The 23,770-nt window shown below is 61.7% G+C and carries 26 protein-coding genes and 1 pseudogene; 12 read left to right on the plus strand and 15 right to left on the minus strand.

What is annotated here, in order from left to right; translation table 11 throughout:
* Positions 1–15 precede the first annotated feature (15 nt).
* Positions 16–141 (minus strand): annotated as a pseudogene (locus JQ600_RS37515) (double zinc ribbon domain-containing protein); the annotation flags it as partial.
* Between the two features lie 699 nt (positions 142–840).
* On the opposite strand from JQ600_RS37515, the gene JQ600_RS03870 reads away from it, so the two are divergent.
* The 5 genes from JQ600_RS03870 to JQ600_RS03890 all read left to right on the plus strand — a co-directional run bounded on the left by JQ600_RS03870 (position 841) and on the right by JQ600_RS03890 (position 6,818).
* Complete coding sequence (locus JQ600_RS03870) at positions 841–2,211, plus strand: HlyD family secretion protein (protein WP_212390400.1); 1,371 nt, start codon at positions 841–843, stop codon at positions 2,209–2,211.
* The gene (locus JQ600_RS03875) at positions 2,208–4,154 is read left to right on the plus strand and encodes a glycosyltransferase (RefSeq protein WP_212390401.1); all 1,947 of its coding nucleotides are present in this window, start codon (positions 2,208–2,210) and stop codon (positions 4,152–4,154) included. Before JQ600_RS03870 ends, JQ600_RS03875 begins: the two co-directional genes overlap by 4 nt.
* Before the next feature lie 209 nt (positions 4,155–4,363).
* Positions 4,364–4,615: a hypothetical protein gene (locus JQ600_RS03880; protein ID WP_212390402.1), complete on the plus strand. Its 252-nt coding sequence runs from the start codon at positions 4,364–4,366 to the stop codon at positions 4,613–4,615.
* A 547-nt stretch (positions 4,616–5,162) separates the two neighbouring features.
* The gene (locus JQ600_RS03885; RefSeq protein ID WP_312011066.1) at positions 5,163–6,176 is read left to right on the plus strand and encodes a TAXI family TRAP transporter solute-binding subunit; all 1,014 of its coding nucleotides are present in this window, start codon (positions 5,163–5,165) and stop codon (positions 6,174–6,176) included.
* Positions 6,177–6,191: 15 nt separating this feature from the next.
* Entirely contained in the window at positions 6,192–6,818 is a 627-nt protein-coding gene (locus JQ600_RS03890; RefSeq protein ID WP_212390403.1) for a hypothetical protein, read from the plus strand.
* Between the two features lie 133 nt (positions 6,819–6,951).
* On the opposite strand, the gene JQ600_RS03895 is transcribed toward JQ600_RS03890, so the two are convergent.
* The 8 genes from JQ600_RS03895 to JQ600_RS03930 all read right to left on the minus strand — a co-directional run bounded on the left by JQ600_RS03895 (position 6,952) and on the right by JQ600_RS03930 (position 15,455).
* The gene (locus JQ600_RS03895) at positions 6,952–7,161 is read right to left on the minus strand and encodes a hypothetical protein (protein WP_212390404.1); all 210 of its coding nucleotides are present in this window, start codon (positions 7,159–7,161) and stop codon (positions 6,952–6,954) included.
* A gap of 1,810 nt (positions 7,162–8,971) precedes the next feature.
* Positions 8,972–9,925, minus strand: coding sequence for a ribose-phosphate pyrophosphokinase (locus JQ600_RS03900; RefSeq protein WP_212270090.1), 954 nt, complete (start codon positions 9,923–9,925; stop codon positions 8,972–8,974).
* Positions 9,926–10,094: 169 nt separating this feature from the next.
* Positions 10,095–10,721 (minus strand): hypothetical protein, encoded by a 627-nt coding sequence (locus JQ600_RS03905; RefSeq protein ID WP_212388470.1) that lies wholly within the window; start codon positions 10,719–10,721, stop codon positions 10,095–10,097.
* 146 nt (positions 10,722–10,867) lie between these two features.
* Positions 10,868–11,812, minus strand: a complete 945-nt coding sequence (locus JQ600_RS03910; protein ID WP_212270063.1) for a MerR family transcriptional regulator — start codon at positions 11,810–11,812, stop codon at positions 10,868–10,870.
* A gap of 87 nt (positions 11,813–11,899) precedes the next feature.
* Complete coding sequence (pgeF, locus tag JQ600_RS03915; protein ID WP_212489694.1) at positions 11,900–12,664, minus strand: peptidoglycan editing factor PgeF; 765 nt, start codon at positions 12,662–12,664, stop codon at positions 11,900–11,902.
* Complete coding sequence (locus tag JQ600_RS03920; protein ID WP_212270065.1) at positions 12,661–13,788, minus strand: class I SAM-dependent methyltransferase; 1,128 nt, start codon at positions 13,786–13,788, stop codon at positions 12,661–12,663. The genes pgeF and JQ600_RS03920 overlap by 4 nt, the downstream gene beginning before the upstream one ends.
* Positions 13,789–13,801: 13 nt before the next feature.
* Positions 13,802–14,641, minus strand: coding sequence for a prolipoprotein diacylglyceryl transferase (gene lgt, locus JQ600_RS03925; RefSeq protein ID WP_212270066.1), 840 nt, complete (start codon positions 14,639–14,641; stop codon positions 13,802–13,804).
* Between the two features lie 79 nt (positions 14,642–14,720).
* Entirely contained in the window at positions 14,721–15,455 is a 735-nt protein-coding gene (locus JQ600_RS03930) for a dienelactone hydrolase family protein (RefSeq protein WP_212270067.1), read from the minus strand.
* Between the two features lie 187 nt (positions 15,456–15,642).
* Between JQ600_RS03930 and JQ600_RS03935 the strand changes: the two genes are divergently transcribed.
* The 4 genes from JQ600_RS03935 to ychF all read left to right on the plus strand — a co-directional run bounded on the left by JQ600_RS03935 (position 15,643) and on the right by ychF (position 18,689).
* Positions 15,643–15,936 carry an accessory factor UbiK family protein gene (locus JQ600_RS03935; protein WP_212270068.1) on the plus strand — a complete coding sequence of 98 codons (294 nt, stop codon included), beginning with the start codon at positions 15,643–15,645 and terminating at the stop codon, positions 15,934–15,936.
* A gap of 248 nt (positions 15,937–16,184) precedes the next feature.
* Positions 16,185–16,925: a 50S ribosomal protein L25/general stress protein Ctc gene (locus tag JQ600_RS03940; RefSeq protein WP_192737673.1), complete on the plus strand. Its 741-nt coding sequence runs from the start codon at positions 16,185–16,187 to the stop codon at positions 16,923–16,925.
* Between the two features lie 21 nt (positions 16,926–16,946).
* Positions 16,947–17,552, plus strand: a complete 606-nt coding sequence (gene pth / locus JQ600_RS03945) for an aminoacyl-tRNA hydrolase (RefSeq protein WP_212270069.1) — start codon at positions 16,947–16,949, stop codon at positions 17,550–17,552.
* A gap of 39 nt (positions 17,553–17,591) precedes the next feature.
* A complete protein-coding gene (ychF, locus tag JQ600_RS03950) occupies positions 17,592–18,689 on the plus strand; it encodes a redox-regulated ATPase YchF (RefSeq protein ID WP_212034260.1) in 1,098 nt (365 codons plus the stop codon).
* Positions 18,690–18,775: 86 nt separating this feature from the next.
* Here the strand turns inward: ychF and JQ600_RS03955 are convergent, their stop codons facing one another.
* Positions 18,776–19,069, minus strand: coding sequence for a DUF4282 domain-containing protein (locus JQ600_RS03955; RefSeq protein WP_192737670.1), 294 nt, complete (start codon positions 19,067–19,069; stop codon positions 18,776–18,778).
* Between the two features lie 211 nt (positions 19,070–19,280).
* Here JQ600_RS03955 and JQ600_RS03960 point away from each other — a divergent pair, with 211 nt between their 5' ends.
* The 3 genes from JQ600_RS03960 (at position 19,281) to JQ600_RS03970 (ending at position 20,509) form a co-directional block, all read left to right on the plus strand.
* Positions 19,281–19,742 carry a MaoC family dehydratase gene (locus JQ600_RS03960; protein WP_212388493.1) on the plus strand — a complete coding sequence of 154 codons (462 nt, stop codon included), beginning with the start codon at positions 19,281–19,283 and terminating at the stop codon, positions 19,740–19,742.
* Between the two features lie 8 nt (positions 19,743–19,750).
* The gene (locus JQ600_RS03965) at positions 19,751–20,233 is read left to right on the plus strand and encodes a MaoC family dehydratase (protein WP_212388494.1); all 483 of its coding nucleotides are present in this window, start codon (positions 19,751–19,753) and stop codon (positions 20,231–20,233) included.
* A gap of 135 nt (positions 20,234–20,368) precedes the next feature.
* Complete coding sequence (locus JQ600_RS03970) at positions 20,369–20,509, plus strand: hypothetical protein (RefSeq protein ID WP_192737667.1); 141 nt, start codon at positions 20,369–20,371, stop codon at positions 20,507–20,509.
* Between the two features lie 62 nt (positions 20,510–20,571).
* Here the strand turns inward: JQ600_RS03970 and JQ600_RS37175 are convergent, their stop codons facing one another.
* From JQ600_RS37175 to JQ600_RS03990, 5 genes are all read right to left on the minus strand, one after another.
* Entirely contained in the window at positions 20,572–20,703 is a 132-nt protein-coding gene (locus JQ600_RS37175) for a hypothetical protein (RefSeq protein ID WP_283814718.1), read from the minus strand.
* Positions 20,704–20,877: 174 nt separating this feature from the next.
* Entirely contained in the window at positions 20,878–21,300 is a 423-nt protein-coding gene (locus JQ600_RS03975; protein WP_212270073.1) for a hypothetical protein, read from the minus strand.
* A 155-nt stretch (positions 21,301–21,455) separates the two neighbouring features.
* Entirely contained in the window at positions 21,456–22,397 is a 942-nt protein-coding gene (locus tag JQ600_RS03980) for a hypothetical protein (protein ID WP_212388495.1), read from the minus strand.
* 278 nt (positions 22,398–22,675) lie between these two features.
* A complete protein-coding gene (locus JQ600_RS03985; protein ID WP_212388496.1) occupies positions 22,676–23,110 on the minus strand; it encodes a nuclear transport factor 2 family protein in 435 nt (144 codons plus the stop codon).
* Positions 23,111–23,306: 196 nt separating this feature from the next.
* Positions 23,307–23,573 carry a hypothetical protein gene (locus JQ600_RS03990; RefSeq protein ID WP_212388497.1) on the minus strand — a complete coding sequence of 89 codons (267 nt, stop codon included), beginning with the start codon at positions 23,571–23,573 and terminating at the stop codon, positions 23,307–23,309.
* Positions 23,574–23,770 lie beyond the last annotated feature (197 nt).

The raw sequence follows: 23,770 nt of genomic DNA on the forward strand, positions 1-23,770 counted from the left end.
CATGCCACATTGGCCACAGAAGCTGGCGCTCGGCTCGTTCAGCGAGCCACAAGCGGCGCAGGTCAGCGCAAGCGGTGATCCGCATCTGCTGCAGAACCTGTTCCCCGCCTTGGTCTCGGCCCCGCAGCTCGGACACCTCATGGGCTTCCCCCGGGATGGCTCGGCCCGATCATTCTAGCACAGGCCCGACCCTCCATCATGGTTCCCTGGCCAGACCATAGGGGTGAACGGCCAGGTCGCAGCGGAAGGAGCGACGACTCGAGGCCCTGCTGGCCGACGGCACCATCGCGCGGATCCATGCGCGCTACGGCATCGAGCTGCGACCTCCGCGGTGAGGCGCGGTATCGCGCGAGATGCCCCGCGCTTGCCCGATGGGAAAACACTGGCGTGCTTTTACGTATGGTGAGTCAAACGACGCTGCGGAGAATGCCTGGTGTTGGCCGTCGCGCAAAACGCGTCTGGCACTTTTCGGACCTGGATTGCCGAGCCGATGATGTCCGTTTGCCGCGGTAATGCGGACCACACGGAGGCAGGCGCCGAGTTCCCGAAAATGAACCACATCGGACGTGGATAATCCGGTTCCCAGCCGTCGTCGTGCCAATCGTGAAGTTCCAATTAATCAGCGCGCATCATTGGCGTCTCATTAACCTCTTTGGTCGTTAGCTGGATTGGTTCGGCTGACGACGGCGTGACAAGCGAGATGCTGTCGCCTTCGAGGTTCCACCGTCGCGGGGTCGCCTACGACGATGCCTAAGTCCTGTTTCAGTTCGGGATAGACCGCGCAGACTCGAAGGGCGGCGATTCAAGTCCGCTCACTCACAGTATCGGGAACTCGCTGCCATGGATCGTGCGCAAAAGAACCAATTCACTCCAGGACACTTCCCCTCACCCGTTGCAGAGGGAGGTGTCCAATCCTTCGATGTCGACCACGGCGCCAAAGGTCTGCAGCGCGATCTGGAAGAGCGACTGAAGCCCGATGTCGACGAGCCGGTAAACCGCGGTTCGCCTGATCAGGAAACGCGCTCCTATCGAACCGTTCGGCGGGTGCTGAAGATCGCTGCCGGTCTCGCCATCGTTGCCGTGTTCGGATGGCTGCCAGTCAGAGCAGTCTGGCAGACCTCCAGCGTCGAGGCGGTGGTCAACGCCAGGCTCGTGACGCTAAGGTCGCCGATCGATGGCGAAGTCAGATCGCGGTCTGACCATGCGACGGCGTCGAGCGCGGTGAATGAAGGTGACGTCATCCTTCGCGTCGTGAACGCGCGGGGCGATCGATCCCGGCTGGATGACCTGAGACGACAGATGTCGCGACTGGACAACCAGCGTCCAAGTCTGGCGACCAAACTCGCCTCGGCTCAAGCCGCGCAGCAAGATCTCGCCCGACAGGCCGCCCAATTCAGGGAAGGCCGCATTCTGCAACTCGACGCACGCATCGCTGAAATACAGTCGGTGATCGAAGCCGCCGCGTCTCGACGGGAAGAGGCGACCGCGGCGGTAGAGCGGGCATCGTCGCTGATCAAGTCGGGCAGCGTTTCCACCGTGGAATTCGCCCGCTTGACCCGGGAACAATCGGTGGCCCAGCAAACCGAGATCGGCGCCCGGCGAAGACTTGATGCAGCCAAGGTCGAGCTCACTGCCGCGCAGAAGGGCACGTATCTGGGCGACAGCTACAATGACCGCCCAAGTTCGGTCCAGCGCGAAGAAGAGATGCGGCAACGCGCGAATGATCTTAAAGCCGATCTGGCGCATGCGGATGCCGAGATCGAGTGGCTCGCCAGCGAGATCGCGTCCGAGCAGTTGCAGTATATCAGTCGATCGGAAGCAGACATCAAGGCACCGGTTGCCGGCCGGATCTGGGAGATGATGACTTCGCCAGGCGAGGATGTCCGCGCCGGTCAGGCGTTGATGAAGCTGCTTGATTGCAGCGGCGCTGTCGTAACAGCGAATGCCACCGAAAGTGTCTATAACCGGCTCCAGCTCGGTAAGCAGGCGAGTTTCGAACCAAACGACGGCAGTCCGGCGATCAAGGGCGTGATCGTGAATCTCACTGGCGCGTCTGGTGCGCCCGCGAACCTGGCTATCAATCCCGACGCGCTTAGCAAAGAACCATATCGCGTGACGGTCTCGCTGCCCAGTCTCGAAGCCACGGGCAAAGACTGTGCAGTGGGGCGCACTGGACGGGTGGTGTTCGACCGCGGCACTTCGAAGCCATGATCGAAGCGCTCGCACCAGGCCTCGTTGCTCTCGGTGTCTGTCTCGCAATCCTGCCGATGCTGAGGAGCGACAGCACAATCGCCCGGTTATTGATGACCGGAATGTGCGTTGCCCTGCTGATCCGATACCTCGTGTGGCGCGTCACGCAGACGCTGCCGCCGCCAGGCCTCACTGCCGACGCTCTCGTCGGATATCCGTTCATGCTGGCCGAGATGGCCTCGTTGCTTGCCGTCTGCCTGTCACTACTGTTTCTCAGTCGAACGATCGATCGCTCTGCCGACGCGAAAGGTGGAATAAAGAAAGCCGCTGCGGCTGCGCCGGCTCCGCTCGTCGATGTCTTCATCTGCACGTACAATGAGGAGAAAGCAATCCTGGAGCGCACGATCATCGGTGCCACGGGATTGAAACACGGCAACTATCGTGTCTGGGTCCTGGATGACGGAAAGCGGCTGTGGCTCAAACGGCTTACCGAAGAACTGGGCTGTCACTACCTGACTCGCCCGGACAATCGGCACGCGAAAGCGGGTAACATCAATCACGCATTGCGCCACGTAGCTGGATTGCGCAACAAGCCGGAGTTCGTTGCCATCCTGGATGCCGACTTCGTCCCCATGCCGGAGTTCCTCAGGCGCACTATCAGTTTGATGGCAGACAAGACCGTTGGCGTGGTGCAGACCCCGCAGCACTTTATCAATGCGGATCCGATTCAGTCGAACTTGTCCGCCACAGAAGTGTGGCCCGATGAGCAACGTTTCTTTTTTGATATTCTGATGCCGGCCAAAGACGCCTGGGGTGTCGCCTTCTGCTGCGGAACTTCATCGGTGATCCGCTATTCAGGGCTCATGGAGATTGGCGGCTTCCCGACGGATTCGGTGACCGAGGACTATCTCGTCACTTTGCGCCTGAAGGAGCGGGGTTACCTCACGGTCTATCTGAACGAAAGACTTACGCTCGGATTGGCACCCGAGGGCCTCAAGGAGTACATCACCCAACGCAGCCGATGGTGCCTCGGTTTCATGCAAATCGTGAGAGGCCGCAGCGGTCCGTTTTCACTGCAATCAAAGCTCACCTTGATCGATCGGCTTTCCCTCGTCGACGCTTTCATGAGCTGGGCCGCGGGTTATGGAATGAAGGTGCTCGGCCTTCTCGTGCCGTGGCTCTATCTCATGTTCGGAATCAAGGCGGTTTACGCCGATCTCTTCGAGCTGCTCAAGTATTTCTTGCCTTTCTACGTCTGGCACGCATGCACGATGGGCTGGATTTCCCGGGGCCGCTCCCTGGCGATCATGACGGACGTCTCGCAGTACATCGCGGCCCCGGCGGTCCTGAAAGCAATTGTCGTGGGTCTGATCAGGCCAAAAGGCCACAAGTTTCAGGTCACAGCCAAAGGTGGCGATCGCAATCAGAAGTTCATCGAGTGGCCGCTGCTGCGGCTTTACGGATCTGCGCTGCTGATGACCCTGCTGGCGATCGCTTACGCGTTCATTATTAATCCGCAGGGCGATAGCATCGCGTACGGCGGACTGGCGCTTGCCTGGAGTTTGTACAACTGCGTCATCCTGGCGATCGTGTGCCTCATTTGCTTCGAGCAGCCCCGTCGTCGCAAGGCCGAGCGATTTGATCGTAGTGAGCCGGTTCTCATTCACGAGGGAAGCGAGCCACGGCTGGTTCGTATGGCGGACATCTCGATAACCGGGGCCAGGTTCATCGATCCTTCACCGCCGCCGGTGGGGACTATTCTCAAGTGCAATGTGTATGGTCAAGACATGTCCGCTGCGGTGGTGCGATACACGACCGATGGCTTTGGCGTCCGGTTCGAAGAAAATGTCTCGACGCGGGTCGGCATAGTACGCGCCTTTTACGCAGGAGAGTATGTTCGCGCCTTTCACAGCGTGCGAGCAGTTCCCGTCGGTAAAGCCCTTCTGTTGCGGTTGTTTAATTGAATACTGATTAGGAAAACGACTGGGCGACCATTGCATCACCAGCCGCGGCCCAGGACTCAGGCGAGCATCGCAACTGCTCAAACACGAACACGGGAAGGGTTCGCCGGTATCCGTTTGGATTGAAAACGAAGGTGAAGCTCTCCGACCGACGGGCGGAGGAACTAGTAGTAACGCAGGAATTGCGTCACATCATACGCGATGGAGGCTCCATGACCGATCGCATCAAGATCATCTGCTCCAAATGCCGCAAGAATTTTCACGAGCGCGCGCAGCGACTGAAGCCAGGCTATCAGATGCAATGCCCTCATTGCATGAAGCTGATCACTTTCGACAGCGGTTCTGAAGACCCGGATATTCGACGTCCGCTGAAAGCTGCTCGAGATTTTCGTGCGAGGGCCGAGGAGGCGCTCGCACTGGCCCGAACGGCTACTCAGGGGCAGCGGCGCGATCCTGCATATTAGTTAAGCTCGGCGGGCGACGTCTGTCAGCCTCGCGCGCCCTACCCGCTGCAAGCCCTGTTCTTGTGGCACGAAAAGAGCGGCGGAATGGTCGCTCTGACCATGCCCGTTTCCAGAGGGCAACCGGAAGTCACCGGCGGAGGGCCAAACCGACGCTGATGACCGGGAACGGATGCGGACCGTTGGCCGCAGGCATCCCCGACAAAGGAACGCCGCTGGTTCAGGCGCGTTGAAAAAAGCGAAGCAAATCCATTCTGCCCGGTCGTGCTTGTGACGTCGCGGGGTGACGATTTGTCGGCTCAAGCCTTTTCCCCTGACGGCGAGCGAATGTCACGCCCAGGGCAGGGCTGGTCTGGTCGAACAGGTGGGAACAATGAGGGTCTGCGGAGTGGTGCGGGTCGGTTTGTTGACCGCATTCATTGCAGCGGCTTGGCTCGGCCAACTGGTCCGGGAGGGCCTCGCCCAAACCCGACCATCCGTTTCTGCGAGTGAACCCGCCAAAGCGTCTGCGCCCAAGGCAAGTGCTCCCAGGAAGGAAGCGGGAGCAGCTGTGAGCCCCTACACCGCGGGATTGGTAACCGGTCCGCCGCAAAGCACCGAGTTCGCCATCACTCAGGACATTGCGACCACGTTGGCCAGCGGCCAGGAGACCGGTCCTCGCGGCGAGGTCGCATTACGGGTGCTCCCAATGGTGGGAAACGGTGGCATCCGCAACATCCTGGACGTGCTTACGCTGGCGGGTGCGGACATGGCGATCGCGCCTGTCGTGCTGGTCGACCGGCTGCGGGAGACAAGGACGATCCCGGACATCCAGAACAAGCTCGTCTACATCACCCCGCTTTTTGTCGAAGAGTTCCATCTCCTCGCGCGACCTGAGATCAGAAGCCTGGCGGATCTTGAGGGAAAGACGGTCAATCTCGGCGAAGAAGGCAGTGCTGCCGCTGTGCTTGGCCGTGAGGTGCTCAACCGTCTGGAGGTGAAGTTCAGCGAATTGAACCTGGGGCTGGACGCCGCGCTGGATGGGATGAGGAAGGGGCAAGTCTTCGCCAGCCTGCTGGTTTCGGGAAAACCGGTCAACGCCCTGGCCCGCTACGCGCAAATGGATGGGATTCACCTGCTGCCGATTCCCTATTCCCGGGCGCTGCAGCAAGATTATCTGCCATCGACGTTGCGCCGCGAGGATTACCCAAACATTGTTGTGACCGGTGAAAGCGTCGACACGGTCGCGATCAAATGCGCCCTTTTCGCCTACAACTGGCCGGCCCGCAGCGAGCGGTTTCAGCTCCTGGAACATTTTGTCGAAACGCTGTTCTCGCGGTTTCCCGAATTTCTCGGTGACGCTCACCATCCCAAATGGCGAGAGGTGAATTTGCCTGAGGTGCTGCCTGGTTGGCGGCGATTTCGACCGGCAGAGCGCTGGCTCCAGCGGCAATCGGGCGGAGAGGCCGCGCTTCGCAAGGCGTTCGGCCGGTTCCTCGAGCAAAAGCCAACCAGCAATCCGCCGGACCGCGAAGAGTTGTTCCAGGACTTCATGCGGTGGCAAGAACGCAAGCAGGGCAGGTGAGATTGGGAGATCACGATGCGCAATGCGCTGGTGACCGCAGCTCTCGTCGCGTCACTCGGACTGATCGCCGATGTAAGGCAGCCTGCCGCCCAATTTGGCCAACTGCAATTTGGTCAACCGCAATCTGTTCAACCCCCGTTTGGTCAACCCCAATTTGATCCAGCCCAACCCGCGGCGCCGCGGGTGCTCGCACCGACCAGGGTGCAAACGGCCGACAAGGTCGGAAAAACCAAAACAGCCGCTCGCAAAGTCGGCAAAGCGCACAGGAAGCACCACGTCGTTCGTCCGCCTCCAAATCAGCGGAAGATTGCCGAAAAGAACGGATACAAGCGCGTCAGCGATCTCGTGAATTTCCCAAAGTTCTTTCCCAGCCTGGGGGTCCTCTTTGTCAAACCCGAAACTCTGCCGCTCGGACCGTTCCTGTGCTTCGACCGCAAGGATCGCTTGGTGGCAACCGTGTATATGGTCCCGACAAGAGACATCGACGATCACAAGCCATTGGAGGCGTCGGGGTTCGCTGGCGCAGCGCTTGACCACGTCAGCATCTACTTCAACCCGGGTCACCCCGGAGTGGACGTGCCGCATTATCACATCGTGATCTGGCATGTGACCAGGAAGCAGGAAGCGCGTGTTGCAAAATGACGCGCGCAGCGTAAGCGTGGGAGGGACTGGACATCAGAACCGGCGTCCTGCCGCTTCCGACCTATCGGATTCTGACGGGAGTGGAGCGCCGCATGAACAAGGAGCGCTCCACTGCATAAACGAAGGACTAGCCTTACTTTCCGCCCCTGGGCTTTATTCCCTTCAGCGTGCCTTGCGGCTCTGCGATTCCCTCGGCGATCTTGTCGAGGCCCATCCGAATTCCCGTTCCAGCAAGGAACGAGCCTACAACGACAGCGATATAAGCAAAGCCGCCTGATACAGCGTCAAGTTCGTGGTCAGCAAGAGGACGCATCGTGTTCATATCTGCCGAATAGGTCTGCATGACTGGCTCCACCATTTTGGTTGGGGTCGGGATCATCCAGACCGTGCAATGATGCGTAAAGCAGGTGCGGGAGGGGTGTTGTGACTAAAGTCACACTCGCGCTTTGCAGCGGTGATTGGCGAGGAAGGGCATGCATTTGCTGGCGCCTTCCTCTGCCAATGGCCAACTTCCATAACACCCAACTTGCGATTCAATGTCCGCTACGATGGGGCGGGCTCATTTGGTCAGCGCAACACTCCAATCTTTTGGCAAAGATGGAGTGTGGGCATGAAGCAGCGACGGCGCATTAGTTGGCGGCTCAGCGATCCGAGATCTGGGATCGTTGGCAGGCCGGCGAGCCGATCCAACAGCCGTTTCGGACATGCCCGACCGCGCCGACGATGTTCCGTCCTTGTGATAGAAAGAATATGAAAGAGCGGATAAGATCCGGGACACTCAGTCCTCGCGGCGCCACCAGGCGCATGCCCTCATGGGTTCGCCCGCGGCTATGTCGAAGATGTCGGCTGACTGTGAAGTAGTTTACATTCCCGTGCTCTTGGCCCGGGCTAAGATGGCGGAAGGCTGCTTTCTTGAAGGAGGCGTCAGATGCTCGAGACAATCAAATGGAATTCCCGATATAGCGCTCGCGGATGGGTGACGATGGCTGGCGCGCTCGTTGTCCAACTCCGCGCACTGAATGCATTGCGACAGAAGGGTGAAAGCAAACCAAGGCCGCCACTCTGGAAACACTTCGACGACACCCATCATTGGGACTCAAGCGCGGAGGAATGGGTTCCCAACGATGATCATGATCGTGCAACGCATCATGCGTCCCGCACGCCGAATTCCGAGACTCAGGATCCCTCTCGCTGACGGGCCCGTCGAGCGGTGCGGGCGCGACAAGCGGCTGGATCGAGATGTGCGTTGCTGCTGGCCGCTTGATGGTGGTCAAGCGATTGCCCGGCGTGGGCTCAGAGCCACCGGGTCGTTCCACACGGATGGCAAGCCGCCGGTGTGTGGGCGGGTCTACTCATACGAGCCGCCGACCTTCCCGGCCCGTCGCTGTGCGACAAAACAACCCGACGGCCGCGCCCGGCGTAGCCTTGGCGACCTGTCCGCCGTAGCTCAACGAGCGAAGGCGGAAGTGAAGGCGGAAGTCGGGTAGATCATTTCTGATTATCAAAAATCGTGTCAAGCCCCCAAAATAAAAAATATTTCGCTTTTACAGAAGACAAATCAGGTGCATATGTTTCACCATCCCGTCCCACTCAGAGGGCGTCGGCCGTCGTCACGGACGTTGGACGGGTTGCGGTGGACGCTGAAGTCGCGACTGACGAGCGCGGCTGGGGCGTACGGCAAAGGCGCGTGGTCCTGACGCTCGCGATGGTGGCGTCAAGTTCTTGAGATGCTAACGCTTCTTGGGGCGACGGAGGCAAGAGGCCCGTTCTCCGGGGAGATCGCGTTATAAGCCGTAAAGCCATTGCGCAGGGAAGGCCGGGTGTTCTCCGCTGCCCTGTATGCTCGTGTGCACCTTGTTTTGTGCAAACCGCACGCGAGACCGCGGGTGCAGCGCGCACCCGGTCTTCCCTGCGCCCTCTCGTTTCACGCAACGCGTCGCGAGATCGCGAAGGTGTCTTCAGTGCTCAGTGCAGCAACAAAGAACGCCCGTCGTCCCGGCCTTGAGCTCAGATGCGCAATTGCGCATCGGGGGACCCATAACCACAGGGAGAAGTTTTGCGAATGGTCTCTGCTACCGAGGCTTTATTGAGAGATCACGCGGTATGGGTCGCTGCGTTCGCAGGGACGACATGAAGAGGCGACGTTGCGCCTCTCAATCGAACAAGCTCGAAACCGATTCTTCCGCCGCGGTACGGCCGATGGCTTCGGCGATCAGCGGCGCGATCGAGAGCGTGCGGATGTTGGCGGCTTTGTTGACCGCTTCCGTCGGCAGGATCGAGTCGGTGATGACAAGCTCTTTCAGCCTGGAGCCGGCGATGCGGGCGGCGGCGCCGCCCGACAGTACGCCATGGGAGATGTAGGCGTAGACTTCCTTGGCACCGTTGGCGATCAGGGCGTCGGCCGCGTTCACCAGCGTGCCGCCGGAATCGACGATGTCGTCGATCAGGATGCAGGTATAACCGGCGACGTCGCCGATCACGTTCATGACTTCGGATTCGCCGGCGCGTTCGCGGCGCTTGTCGATGATGGCGAGCGGCGCGTTGATGCGCTTGGAGAGGCCGCGGGCGCGCACCACGCCGCCGACGTCGGGCGACACCACCATCACGTTGGCGAGGTTGAAGCGCTCCTTGATGTCGCGCACCATCAGCGGCGAGGCGTAGAGATTGTCGGTCGGGATGTCGAAGAAGCCCTGGATCTGGCCGGCATGCAGGTCGAGCGTCATGACGCGATCGATACCGGCATGCGTGATCAGATTGGCCACCAGCTTGGCCGAAATCGGTGCGCGCGAGCCGACCTTGCGGTCCTGCCTGGCGTAGCCGAAATAGGGGATCACCGCCGTGATGCGGCGCGCGGAGGAGCGGCGCAGCGCATCGGTGATGATCAGCAATTCCATCAGATGGTCGTTGGCCGGAAACGACGTCGACTGGATGATGAACGCGTCCGAGCCGCGCACGTTCTCGAGCACCTCGACGAAGATTTCGTTATCGGCAAAGCGGCGGACGCTGGCCTTGGTCAGCGGCAGATCCAGCCCTTCGGCGATGGCCTTCGCCAAAGCAGGGTTCGAATTGCCGGCGACCAGCTTGATGGAGCCGTTCTTGGCGGACATCGAGGCCTCTCCCCGCGCCTTGCTGGATACGACGTTCAGCATCTGGGATACCTGTAAACCGGCGGGTTTCGATGCGCGAGGAGATATCAGGCAGGTGGCGCGGCTGGCAACCCGTCGCAGCTGTTTTCCCGGTTAAAAATGAGCCGATACGGGACTTTACGGGGTAGGCTTAATGGCTGCTGAAGCCGAGCGCGGCGACACCAAATACACCCTCGGCGGGTGCTGTCTGCTCCACACTCGCGACCGCGGAGCCGCGGCGGCCGGGCGAGGGGGCTGGCGCCGGCTGCGGTGCTTCCGGCGCGCCGTTGATCATGCCGCTCAGGCCGCTAAGGCCGGCCTGCGCGATTTTCCGCAGCACGAGATCGTCGGCGGCGGCCCAGGCGTCGCGTCCGGCCTTGCCCGCCGGTTCCTCGCCGGACAGCCGCAGCGCGCGCTGCTGGTTGTTGTCGTAGACGTCCCAGACCCAGGCGATCATGGTCTTGCCGCGCACCACCTGCGCCGAGAGATAGCTGCGCACGCGGTAGGAGGCGCCGCCTTCGCGCGAGACGATCTGCAGGTTCCGCAGCTTCGATTCGCTGTCGATGACGCCGACCATGCGGTCGAAGACGTGCGGCGGCGGGCCGTCGATTGATTCAAAGGCCACGGTCGAGCCGCCGCCACTGGTCGCCATCGCGAACGATCCGCTCGCCGCGCCGCCACCGGCGCAGCCGCCAAGCGCACACGAAACGGCGAGCAGCGCCGCGGCGATAATCGCACGCGGGGATCGCAGGCAGGAGGCTGGGATGACGTCCCTCATTGCCCTGCGATATCGTTAAAATGCATTAAGGTCTAGGGCAGGGGATGGCGGCCTACTCAGAAAGCCCGGCGCTCTGGCAGGACAGCCACACCTGGTCGAACATTGGACCGGACTCTCGCTTTATCGCCTGGCCAATCACGGCATTTTCACGATGGGGCCGCATCGGCGAGATGGTGCTTCATGGCGGTCGACATCCATTCCCATTCCCGGTTCGGGCTGCTACTCGGCGATTGGCCCCGCAGGATGGCAACCAACTCCCAATAGCGGCCCGCGCGCGCGTCATGGTAATCATATTTGGCACGCAACCAAGTTCGGAAATCCGGATCGGGCTTGCGCTGCGTGAGTCGGGCCGAGATTTCCACCCATTCCCTTGCAAGTGCCTGGCCGGCTTCCGAAGTCGGTTCAAGGCCGCGCGCGATGGCGTCCTTGGCCTTGACCAGGATGGCGTCGCCTTCGGTCTTCCAGGCGATGGGATCGAAGGTCGCGTCGTCCCAGATGTCCTTGGCATTGTTTCGCATGTTGGCCGCAAATTCGGGATCGCGCAGCATGCCCGAAAGCTCGATCCAGGCGTCACACTGCTCGGGCGTCGGGTCTTCGGGCAGTTCGGGGACGCTGTCTTCGATCATCTGGCGCATCCATTTGGGATCGATGTTCACGCCGTCAGAGACCCGTTCGTAATAAGCTTCGACGACGCTAAGCCGTTCATCGCGCGACAATTTGGTCATGGTCCAGAATCTCCTCAAATCGGCTTCGGTCAGTTCGGGCGAACGAAGCGCCGCACGCAGCGCCGCCGCGATCCGGCGTTGCGCTGCGATTTCGGCCTCGAGCGCCCGCAGGCGAAGCGTCAGTGCTTCGGTCAGCGAAAGCTCCTTCGACAACACCTCGCGAATGGCATCGAGGCCGAGGCCGGCGTCCCGCAGGCAGCTGATAAGGTCGAGGCGGACGAGCTCGCTATCGGTGAAGACGCGATAGCCGCTCTCCGTTCGCCCTGCCGGCGGGAGCAGTCCCTGGTCCGAATAGAAGCGCAGTCGCCGAACGGACACTCCGCTGAGGCGCGACGCTTCGCCGATGCTGTAGGTTCGATGTGTCATGCCGCGGGTTGTGCAGCCTCCACCCAGTGGAGAGTCAAGGCTGGATTCCAGCTCTCGGAGATGATTACGGAATTGCGCTGGCGGAACTCAGTCGGTCAGCGCGATGGCGTGAACATGCCTTCCGTAATCCGGCTCTTTCCGATGCACCGAGCGGCGGTAGCTGTAGAAGCGTTCGTCGGAATAGGTGTCGACGCCGATGTCGTCGATGACAAGCACGCCGGCGTTTTCCAGCCGCATGCGGATGTAGCCGGCAAGGTCGAACATCGAATGGCCGGCGCGCTCGGAGGCAATGAAGTAGGCGGCATTGCCGGCGTCGGCATCCAGAAAACGTTCGACGAATTCGCCGCCGACCTCGTAGGAATGCTGGCGGATCAGGGGGCCGATCGCAGCGACCGTGCCGGTGCGGTCGGCGCCGAGTCTTTCCATCGCATCCACGGTGGATTCGATGATTCCGGTCAGCGCCCCCTTCCAGCCGGCATGGGCCGCGCCGATCACGCGGGCCGTGGGATCGACGAACAGGATCGGCCCGCAATCGGCTGCGGTGACGCCGATCGCAAGGCCTTCGGTGCGGGTGACCAGGGCGTCGGCGCGCGGCTTGTCCCCGGTCCAGGGGCCGGTCGCCACCACGGCATCGGGCGAATGGATCTGATGCACGCTGATAAAACGATCCGGTGCGACGCCCATCTGCTCGGCCATCCGGCGGCGATTTTCCGCGACGTGGGCGGCATCATCGTTCGAGCCGAGGCCGCCATTGAGGCCCTCGTAAATTCCGCCGGATACGCCGCCCTCGCGGGTGAAGAAAGCGTGGCGCAGGCCCGGAATGGCCGAAAGCAGCGACGATCCGTAGGTCATGACGCCTCTTCGTCGGCAGATTCCTGTTCGTCGGACAGGCCCGCGACAGAGGTGAGATGCGGCTCCGTGATCGCCAGCACCTTGAACATCGAGCCCATGCCGCCGCGGCCACTATCGGTCAGCCGCTTCAGCGCATTGGAAATATCGGCGGAAACTTCCGGTGTGGTCTTGCCCATCAGCGTCAATGCGCGGGTCTCGATGCCGAGCCGCTTGAGGAACTCGCCCTGCGTCACCGGACCGTGGGTGCGCGCGCCCATATCTTCGGCGGCGCGCACCAATGCCTGGAAATCGACATGAGCGGTCACGTCGGCCTGTCCTGGATTCTTCAGGGGATCGGTGAAGCTGTGGCGGGCGATGGCCTGGAAGGTGTCGCCGGCGTCGCTGCGCAGATGGCCGTAATCGATGATCAGCGCAGCGCCGTCCTGTTCGCGCACGCGCCTGGCGATCTTCATGATCTCGGCGTCGGGCCGCCATTCGAACACGGCGCCGATCGGGGCGGCACGCACCAGCGGCGGCAGCAGCACCTCGAAGCGGGGGGTCGGTTCGTCGGCGGCCGCGAATACCAGCTTGCCGCCGTCGTCGAGCTTGATCACGCGCTCATGCCAGCCGGTCTCACGCTTCACCACCTGGTGAATCGGCAGCACGTCGAAATACTCGTTGGCGAAAATGACCGCAGGGCCCTCGGGCACGTCGTCGATGCTGTCGTGCCAGCTGAGATTGCGCACGCCCGACAGCGTCGCGCTTTGCTTCTCGCGCAGCACCGGATTGATCTCGACGAGGTGTGTGCTGAGCGACTGATAGAGCGGCGGCAGCACCCGCAGCGCACGCAGCGCGTCCGCCATCATGGTGCCGCGGCCGGGCCCGAGCTCGACCAGCCGCAGCGTCGGCGGCGAGCCGATCGCCTTCCAGACCGAGGCGGCCCACAATCCGAGCAGTTCGCCGAACATCTGGCTTACTTCGGGCGCGGTGGTGAAATCGCCCTCCCGGCCGAGCGGATCGCGCGAGACGTAATAGCCGTGTTCGGGATGCATCAGGCACAATTCCATGTATCGCCAGACCGGCATCGGGCCTGACGATTGGATTAGCTTCCTGATCTCGGACTGCAGCGGCGAATATTCGGTCACGGCCTGCCTTGCCTTAAATGGACTTCTGCGAATGCTCCGGCGCCTTGCGCCATGCCATCACCATCAGGATGGCTCCGGCAATGATCATCGGCACCGACAACAGCATACCCATAGTTAGCCCGCCCCACAAAAATCCGAGCTGCGGGTCCGGCTCACGGAAGAACTCGCTTATTATTCGGGCAATTGCGTAGATCGCGATGAAGCTGCCGAGGATCAGGCCCGGCCGCTTCAGGGCGCCCATCCGAATCATGACCGCCAATATCGTAAACAGCAGGATGCCCTCGAGCGCCGCCTCATAGAGCTGGCTGGGGTGCCGCGGCAGCGGCCCGCCATTGGGGAACACCATCCTCCATGGCACGCTGGAATCGGCCGGCCGGCCCCACAATTCGCTGTTGATGAAGTTGGCGAGCCGCCCGAGGAACAATCCGATCGGCCCGACGCCGGTGGTGATGTCGCCGAGCGACAGGATCGAGATGCCGTGTTTGCGGCAGAACAGCATCACCGCGGCGACGCAGCCGAGGAAGCCGCCGTGAAACGACATGCCGCCGTTCCACAATTCGAAAATCTCGGCCGGGTGCTGCGCAAAATAGGCGGGATTGTAGAACAGCACGTAGCCGGTGCGGCCGCCGACGATGATGCCGATGGTGACCCACAGGATGAAATCGTCGAGCTGCACCAGCGTGATCGGCGCCGGCCCGCCCCATAATTTCTCGCTCTTGACCAGCGAACGCGCATAAATCCATCCCAGCACGATGCCGCCGATATAGGCCAGCGCATACCAGCGGATTGCGATCGGTCCGATCGAGAGCGCGATCGGATCGAATACCGGAAAGGCGATAGTGAGGAATTGCATCTGGCTCACAGGGCTTTGGTGTAGACGGCATAGGCCACGCCGAAGATCGGCGGGGGAGCCTTGTATCGGAATCTTGCGATCAGGTGGCGAGGTTGCGGCGATACAGCGCCAGCAGCCGCTCCCAATGCCGCTCGGCGGCGTCGCGGTGATAGACCGGCCGCTTCGGGAAGGCGAAGCCGTGATGGGTGCCGGGGAAAACCTCGACCTCGTTGTTCGATCCCTTCATGCCCTGCTTCAATTTCTCGATGATCTCGGCCGGCGCGTAGATGTCGGTTTCGGCGCAGGCGAAGTACAATTCAGCCTTGGTCTTGCCGGCGGCAATATGCGGGCTGTCCGGCTGGTCGGTCGCCAGATGCGTGCCGTAGATCGAGGCTGCGGCTTTCACCTGGTCCGGAAAATGCGTCGCCGCGTTGACCGCGTAGCGGCCGCTCATGCAGTAGCCGACGGTACCGACGATGGCGGTGTTCGCGGCCTTTTGGGTCGCGGCATAGGCGAGCAGGGCCTTGGTGTCTTCCATCACCATGGGAATATTGATCGAGGCCATGAACTCGAACATCCGCTTGCGCTCGGGCGCCTCAGGATCCGGCGGAATCGGCCCCAGCTCCATCACGCCGGAGCGGTAATACATATTGGGCAGCATCACGTAATAGCCTGACGTCGCGAGCCGCCGCGCCATGTCGCGCAATTCCTCACGGATCGCCGGCGCGTCCATGTAGAACAGGATGACGGGAAACGGTCCGCCGCGCTCGGGATGGGTGATGAAAGTGGTGGTCTTGCCGTCCTTGGTCTGGATGTCGATCTGCTGGTCGATCATGTGCGTTTCTGTTTTCTGATTCTGGTTTTTGGGGGGGGCGACGTTCGGTACGATTGCAAGGAAAGGAGGGCCTGACAAGGCAAACGGACATCACCTTGGCGTTGAACGGCACCCTTGAACCTGGTCGTTTGGATCGCCATTGTCTTGGTGGAAGCAGACCCAGTTGCAGCGACCGGAGCGTTTAGCGATGACCCAGACCAACAATCGGTTTTTCGACGAGATCGGCCGTTTGATGAACGACGCTGCCGGCGCCGCCCAGGGCGTCAAGCGCGAGGTCGATGCGGTCGTTCGCAACCAGGCCGAACGCATCCTGCGCGACCTCGACCTCGTCAAGCGCGAGGAGTTCGACGCGGTCAAGGACATGGCCCGGCTGGCGCGCGAGGAAAACGAGGCGCTGAAGACCCGGATCGCGGCGCTGGAAGCCAAGATCGGCATTTCGCCGCCCGCGCCCGGTCCGGACAACCCGAAGACGGACTTCTAGGACTCGGCCAGGTACGGTCTCTCCGTTCGTTCGTCCGTACGGGGCAGCGGGCAGGGAGAGGGCACACAATGCTGCCTGCCCCTGCGTCCAGAGCCCGCAGAAAAATCCCCTGATTTCCTTGTCATTTTGGCGCTTTGGGGCTAAAAGCCCGCCACGTCCGCAGCCCCCGCACCCCTGGAGGCTTGCTGTCGGACGCTACCGGGCCGCGTTGCGGCCTTTAACTTTTTAGAAAACAAGGACTTAACACGATGGCGACCGTCAAGGAATTGAAGGCGACCGCGCGTCCGCAGAGCGGCAAGGGGGCCGCCCGGGCAGAGCGTCGCGCCGGGAGAGTTCCCGGAGTGATCTATGGCAACAACCAGCCCCCCGTGACCATCTCGGTCGACGATGCCGAACTGCGCCAGCGCATTCTGGCCGGCCGGTTCCTGACCACGATTTACGACATCGATCTCGAGGGCAAGAAGCACCGCGTGATCCCGCGCGACTTCCATCTCGATCCGGTGCGTGACTTCCCGCTGCATGTCGACTTCATGCGGCTCGGTGAAGGCGCCACCATCCGCGTCAGCGTTCCCCTGCATGTGGTCAACGGCGAAGTCTCGCCCGGCGTCAAGCGCGGCGGAACGGTCAACATCGTCACCCACACCATCGAACTCGAGTGTTCGGTCGACAATATTCCGCAGTACATCGAGGCCGATGCCAGCACGCTGGAAATCAGCCACTCGCTGCATCTGTCCGACATCAAGCTGCCCGCTGGCGTGAAGTCGCTGTCGCGTGAAGATGCGACGCTCGTGACCATCGTGCCGCCGTCCGGCTACGCCGAAGAACTCAAGGCGGCTGCGGCGGCTGCTGCTGGCGGTGCTGCGGCTCCCGGTGCTGCTCCGGCGGCGGGTGCGGCTGCTGCGCCCGCAGCGGGTGCTGCTGCTCCGGCGGCTGGTGCGAAGGCACCCGCGGCTGGCGCCAAGGCGCCTGGCGGCGACAAGAAGAAGTAAGCGAACGCGGGATGCCGCGTCATGCGCCTGTTTGTCGGCCTCGGTAATCCCGGCGCGAAGTACGCGAACAACCGGCATAATATCGGTTTCGCGGTCGTCGATGAAATTGCGCGGCGTCATGGTTTCGCACCATGGCGCCGCCGTTTTCAGGGCGAGACGTCGGAAGGCACGCTGGAGCGCGAGCGCGTAGTCCTGCTCAAGCCCACGACCTATATGAACGAGTCCGGGCGCGCGGTGCAGGAAGCCGCGAACTTCTTCAAGCTCGGGGTCGGCGAGATCATCGTGTTTCAGGACGAGCTCGAACTGCCGGCGGCGAAAGTACGCGTCAAGGTCGGTGGCGGCATTGCCGGCCATAACGGGTTGCGCTCGATCTCCTCGCATATCGGCAACGACTATCGCCGGGTGCGGCTCGGGATCGGTCATCCCGGCGTCAAGGAACTGGTGCACAGCCACGTGCTGTCGGATTTCGCCAAGAGCGATCGGCCCTGGGTCGAGGCGCTGTGCGAGGCGGTCGCCGACAATGCCGGACTACTTGCGACGAACCACGACTCGTCGTTTCAGAACAAGGTGCATCTGGCGCTGCAGTCCAAGGGATTTTTCGACAAGGGCGATGACGGCGCTGCGTAACGCGCCGCCGATCGCCAGCAACAGACTTCAGGACACGTCATGGGATTCAAATGCGGTATCGTAGGCCTGCCCAATGTCGGCAAGTCGACGCTGTTCAACGCGCTGACCGAGACTGCCGCGGCGCAGGCGGCGAATTATCCGTTCTGCACCATTGAGCCGAATGTCGGCGAGGTGGCGGTGCCTGATCCCAGGCTCGACAAACTGTCCGCGATTGCCAAGTCGGCCCAGATCATCCCGACGCGACTGACCTTCGTCGACATCGCGGGCCTGGTGCGCGGTGCCTCCAAGGGCGAGGGCCTCGGCAACCAGTTCCTCGCCACCATCCGTGAGGTCGACGCGGTGGCGCATGTGGTGCGCTGCTTTGAGGATTCCGACATCACCCATGTCGAAGGCAAGATCGCGCCGCTGGCTGATATCGAGACCATCGAGACCGAGCTGATGCTGGCCGATCTCGACAGCCTCGAGAAGCGCGTCGACAATCTTACCAAGAAGGCCAAGGGCAACGACAAGGACGCCAAGGAACAGCTCGACCTCGTCAACCGCGCGCTGGTGCTGCTGCGCGACGGCAAGCCCGCGCGGTTCCTCGAACGCAAGGCGGAAGAAGAGCGTGCCTTTGGCATGCTTGGCCTGTTGACGTCGAAACCGGTGCTGTACGTTTGCAACGTCGAGGAAGGCTCGGCCAAGGACGGCAACAGCTTTTCCAAACAGGTGTTCGAGCACGCCAAGAAAGAGGGTGCGGTCGCGGTGGCGATTTCGGCCAAGATCGAATCCGAGATCGCGACGCTGTCACGCGAGGAGCGCGTCGAGTTCCTCGATACGCTCGGCCTCGAAGAGGCCGGCCTCGACCGCCTGATCCGCGCCGGCTACCAGCTGCTCGACCTCATTACCTACTTCACCGTCGGGCCGAAGGAAGCCCGCGCCTGGACCATCAACCGCGGCACCAAAGGGCCTGCGGCGGCCGGCGTAATCCATACCGATTTCGAAAAGGGCTTTATCCGCGCCGAGACCATCGCCTATGCCGACTATGTCGCGCTGGGTGGCGAAGCCGGCGCGCGCGATGCCGGCAAGCTGCGGCTGGAAGGCAAGGAATACGTCGTCGCTGACGGCGACGTCATGCATTTCAGGTTCAATACCTAAGCATGAACCGGAAAAGTGGGTACCGGTTTTCCGAACGGATCATGCTCAAACAAGAAATAAAGCGGGATGACTGTTAGTCATCGCGCTTAATGCGTCTGGCCCTGGTCGCGGATCGCTCCGAGGTGCTCGTTGATGCGGAACACGATCAGGATGAATTCTGCGGCGATGCGTGAGAACACCACGCCGACCACGACGCTGGCGATCGAGGACAGCAGCACGATGAATCCGCCGAACGGGCTGATCGCCATCGCAGCGAGGCCGGAGAAAATGCCGGATATGCCGAACAGCACGATCAGGCCGATCACCAGCCAGTAAAAGGTCTTGATGATCGTGGGCGTGATAAAGCGGTCCCACTGAAACAGGTCCTGAAAATCGAACATCGGTGGTTCTCCCGGCAAGTCGAAAAGTGATTCGCGTCCAGCCTCGCTCCTGAGAGCACAGGGCCTAGCTCCGAATGCGGTCCCGAGCAAGCCGAAGGCGCGCACCGGTTGCAACGGTGTTCGCCCGTCGGGCACGAGCCATGCGGGTGGGCGGGTTGAGATTGCTGCAAATAACGGCCACAATCGGGCTTCCGCACTGTAAAATCCCATCATGACAACGCTCACCTTCGAAGATTTCAAACCCGGCCATTTCGGTTCGTTCGGACCGCGCCACGTCACGCGCGAGGAGATCCTGGCTTACGCTGCGGAGTACGACCCGCAGCCGATGCATCTGGACGAAGCGGCCGCAGCCAAGTCGATGCTGAAGGGCCTCTCCGGGTCGGGCTGGCATCTTTGCTCGATCATGATGCGGATGATGTTCGACGGCTTCATCGGCCGCACCGCGTCGATGGGCTCGCCGGGCGTCAACGAGATGCGCTGGCTGTCACCTCTGCGGCCGGACGATGATCTGACGCTCGATATCGAGGTCGCGGAGGCGCGAGTTTCGCGCAGCCGTCCCGAGACCGGCATCGTGACGTTCAAGGGCGTGGTCAAGAACGCCGCCGGCGTGACGCTGTGCGAGATGGTGTCGCCGATCATCGTGCGCCGTCGCGCCGATGCCGCGGCGGAATAGGATCTTCGATGCGTTTCTTTGAGGACATTGAAATCGGTTCGCGGCGTGAACTCGGATCGTTCACCTTCACGGCCGAGCTGATCAAGCAATTCGCCGCGCAGTTCGATCCGCAGGCGTTTCACCTCGACGAGGAGGCGGGACGCCAATCGCTGTTCGGCGGGTTGGCGGCGTCAGGATGGCATGTCGGCTCGGTCTGCATGAAGCTCTTGGTCGCCGACGGCCAGCGCCTGACGCGCGAGGCTCTCGCGCGCGGCGAGGAAGTTGCGGTCTGGGGACCGTCGCCGGGCTTTCGCGAACTGCGCTGGATCAGGCCGGTACTGGCCGGTGACACCATTACTTTTTCGAGTGTCGTCGAAACCAAGCGCACGTCGGACAAGCGTCCCGAATGGGGCATCCTGCAGGCCCGCAACACCGGCACCAACCAGCGCGGCGAACAGGTGTACTCGTTTCTGGCCACCGCCTTCGTGCCGCGGCGGAATCCCGGTTCCTGACCCGAGCCGGTATGCTTAGCGAACCGTTTCTTGGTCCGGGCGCGTTTACCATTCTGCGAAGCAATTTATTTGCTAACACATTTTGAACTTTCTGCCTGCCATATGAGACTGAGGGGAAGTACCGAGGGGATGACCATGGCAGATCGCAGCCACCTGAAACTTGTCGGCTTTATTTTCGCTACCGTCACGCTTTGCGTGATGCTGACGACTGCGATGGTGGTGAAGGGTTATGCCGACGGCGGCTACACGCTCGAGAGCACGTCGTCCGTCCAATAAGGTCAGGCTTTGCTAACCATGGCGCTGGATCGTACCAGCACTTGGAACCGCCCGTCGCCGTGTCAGCTGTTCCAGATCAGCGTCATGAGCACCACCGCAACCGTCAGCAGTCCGACGAACCGGACCATGAGCGTGCCCATGCCATGTGCCGAATGCGGCAGTGGATGGGTTTTGTTGGGCTGACTGTTTTGCATCTCGTATCCCTGGAAGTTTGCCTACCGTTGGTGGCGGCACCCGTCCCTTGATCCCGACGCGCTGCTTATAAAGTTCAAAACAGCCACATATCAAACGAAACCGCCGCCTTCTGTTGAAGAAGACGGCGGGTGTAGGATTTTTGCAACGGTCTGGAATCAGTAGAAGATCCCGGATCAGCTGTTGCGCAGCCCGTCGGCGGCGCGCTTCCACTGCGTGACGTTGTCGGCGATCATGCGCGTCGACTTCATCGCCGCCTGGCTGAGCTGCGCATAGCCGGAGATTTCGCGCTGAACGCGCTGGCCTTCGGCATGCAAGAGATCGCGCAGGCTTTCGAGTTCCGAAATCAGCTTCTCGATTTCAGCAAGCGAGGTGCCGGCGACGCGCTGGATCAGCGAGTTGACGTTGTTGACGGTGGCTTCCGCGGTGGCATCGAGCGGCACAGTTTCCGCGGCACCGGCCGGCGGACGGCGCAGATAGGCGATGTCGTTGCGGACGAAGTCGCGGATCCCGGCCTCGACTTCCGAGACCGCGGCGAGGTTGCTGTCGACGGCATCCTCAGTTGATTCAACTTGTTCGGTTCGATTGGTAGCGTTCATCGGCCATTCCTCTGTTTCGCGATAAGCGAGCGCGGACGTCCCCCGCACGACGAAGTGAAGCGTTCCTATCAGTAGTGTGGAATTTGTCTGCATCTGGGCCAATATGCGGCAATGCTGCATCATTCTGAAAAGGATTGGCGAAGAGGCGCAGGGGCTTACCAGCTGCGCTTGAAGCCTGCGCCAAAGCTCTTGTTAACGACGCCCGACGGGGTCTCGCCGACCGAACCCGAGATGGTGACGCCGTCGAACAGTTTCTGCTCGGCGCCGACCTTGCGCAGCCATTTGTCGTCCGAGGTCGACAGCGTCTGGCCGGCCACGAAGCTGGTGCCGGTATCGGCGATGCTCAGTCGCGCCGACTGGTCGGTCTCATAGCTGCGGGTCGGATGGCTGATGATGCCGGGCACCGGAACGATGCCCTGCTGGATCAGATTGTAGCCATTCTGCAGCGTGAGCGAATATTGCTCGCTGAGCGGCAGCGATTTGCTCAGGGAGGTGCCGAGCCTGCTCTGGTCCGCCCCGGGATCGACGCGGGCTTCGACTGACGTCTTGTCCCAGATCGAGCCGACACCCGGCGCTGTGATCGCGGCCCAGGCGGTGCCGGACGATTGCGGCAGGCTGCCGCCATTGGCGAGTTTTTCCGACAGTAATTCCTGGGCCGTCAGCGTGCCTTGCCGGGCAACCGTCATGTCGGCGCCGATCCGCGCGTCCCAGAACGGGGTCAGCGTCTGCTTGACCGACACGGCGGATGTACCATTGGCCCTTTGGTTCGCCGACCAGGCGGTGTCCGCGCTGGTCGCGGCTTTCGACGCGGCGCGGGTTTTTGCGGCAGGCCCGGTCAGGGGCGCGGCATCGAGATCGAGCTGGCTCCAGTCGAGCTTGGAGACGTCGATATCCTTCATGATATCAGGGTCATTGACATCAGGCGCTACCGCGACGCCAGGCGCCGCTGCGACGTCGGGGGCTGCTTCCTCCGCCGGCTCTTCGGTATCTTCATCGGCGGGCGGCGTTTGCGCCGCCACGGCCAGCACCGCGCCCAGACTGAAGCCGGCCACCAGCAACGGCAGCCTTATCCAGCCAAATCGTGTCGTGGAAGTCATAACCCGCCCGCATTCCAAATCAGGTGCAGAATGCGTTGGCGGTGGTACGAAATTATGGCGAGGGCGCATTCGCGCGCCCTCGCACTCCGTCATGTCCGGGCCACAGCGCCGAGTGCAGCTTCGCAAGCTCGATCAAGCGCGAAGCGCGTCGTTACGCCTTTGTCGCAACCACGTCTTCCAGGGGCTGGTGAGGAGGACGTGGGTCCCCGCGATCTCCAGCGCGAAGACGCGCTTCGCGCTTTGGCCCGGCCATGACGAAACGGATTGGTGAGGGCTAACTAGACCGCTATTCGCGGCAGATGGATGGGATAACCCACCGCCTGCTCGACCAGGTCGAAGGTGTCGACCAGCACGCGGAGATTGGTCAGCTTGCCGGCCTTGAACTGCGCGAAATGCGCAACCCGCAGGCTGATCGGCTTGTTGGAATCCAGCGCGGTCAGCGAATAGCGCATCATCGAGGCGGCGGAATCGACCCCCAGCATGATCGACTCGCGGTCGAAGCGATGGACGCGGATGTTCTCTGCAATCTGCCTGACTACCTCGATCACGGCTTCCTTGCCCCGGCGCGAACCGAAGAACGGAAACATGTCGATCGGGCCATAGATCGCCCAATCGACGTCCTCGTCGAGCAGGGCTTCGAGATCGGCGGGCTGGCGTTCATTGATCGCACGATGCAACGCGCGCGAAAAACGCCAGAGACTATGCTCTGTCATTTGATTTCGTCCTTGAAACTGATTCAAACGGCAACGGCCCAGGGGGCGTCCGCGTCGACGCCGTGCAGTTGCTAAATTCTCGCCGCTAAATTCATTCGTACACTAACGATAGGCGTTTTTTGTTAAAATACAACCGACGTTTCTGCATTGCACAAATGCAGGATTTTCCGCGTTTTTACCGCCGCTGGCGCCGTTTTTACCCCTCCCGGCGGCGCACCGGCTCGCGCTCGATGGCGATTTCGGCGTCCTTGATCGCGATCACGCCGAACAGCAAAGCGCCCCCGATACCGCCGATCGCGGCGCCCAGCGGCATGAAGGTGAAGAACACCAGCATGCCGTTATAGCCTTCAAAACTCGTGGTTTTAAAGATCTCGACCCAGGCCAGCCCGGCCCCGATTCCAAGCGCCGCACCTCCCAGAGCCCCCAACGCCAAACCAAGCAGAGCCAGCAACGCGATCTTCATATGTTCTTCTGTCCCGGAAAAAGCCTTGTGGTGTGTCGCCGCCGGGGCGGTGAGGTTCAACGTCGCCGGGAAAATAAGGCGGGCTGTCATTCCGGGATGGTCCGCAGGACCAGACCTCAGGTGCGCAATTGCGCACCGGGGAATCTCGAGATTCTCAGGTGCGCAATTGCGCACCATAGTTCGATGCTTTGCATCGC

The sequence above is a fragment of the Bradyrhizobium sp. AUGA SZCCT0176 genome, from assembly GCF_018130145.1.
GTDB lineage: Bacteria > Pseudomonadota > Alphaproteobacteria > Rhizobiales > Xanthobacteraceae > Bradyrhizobium.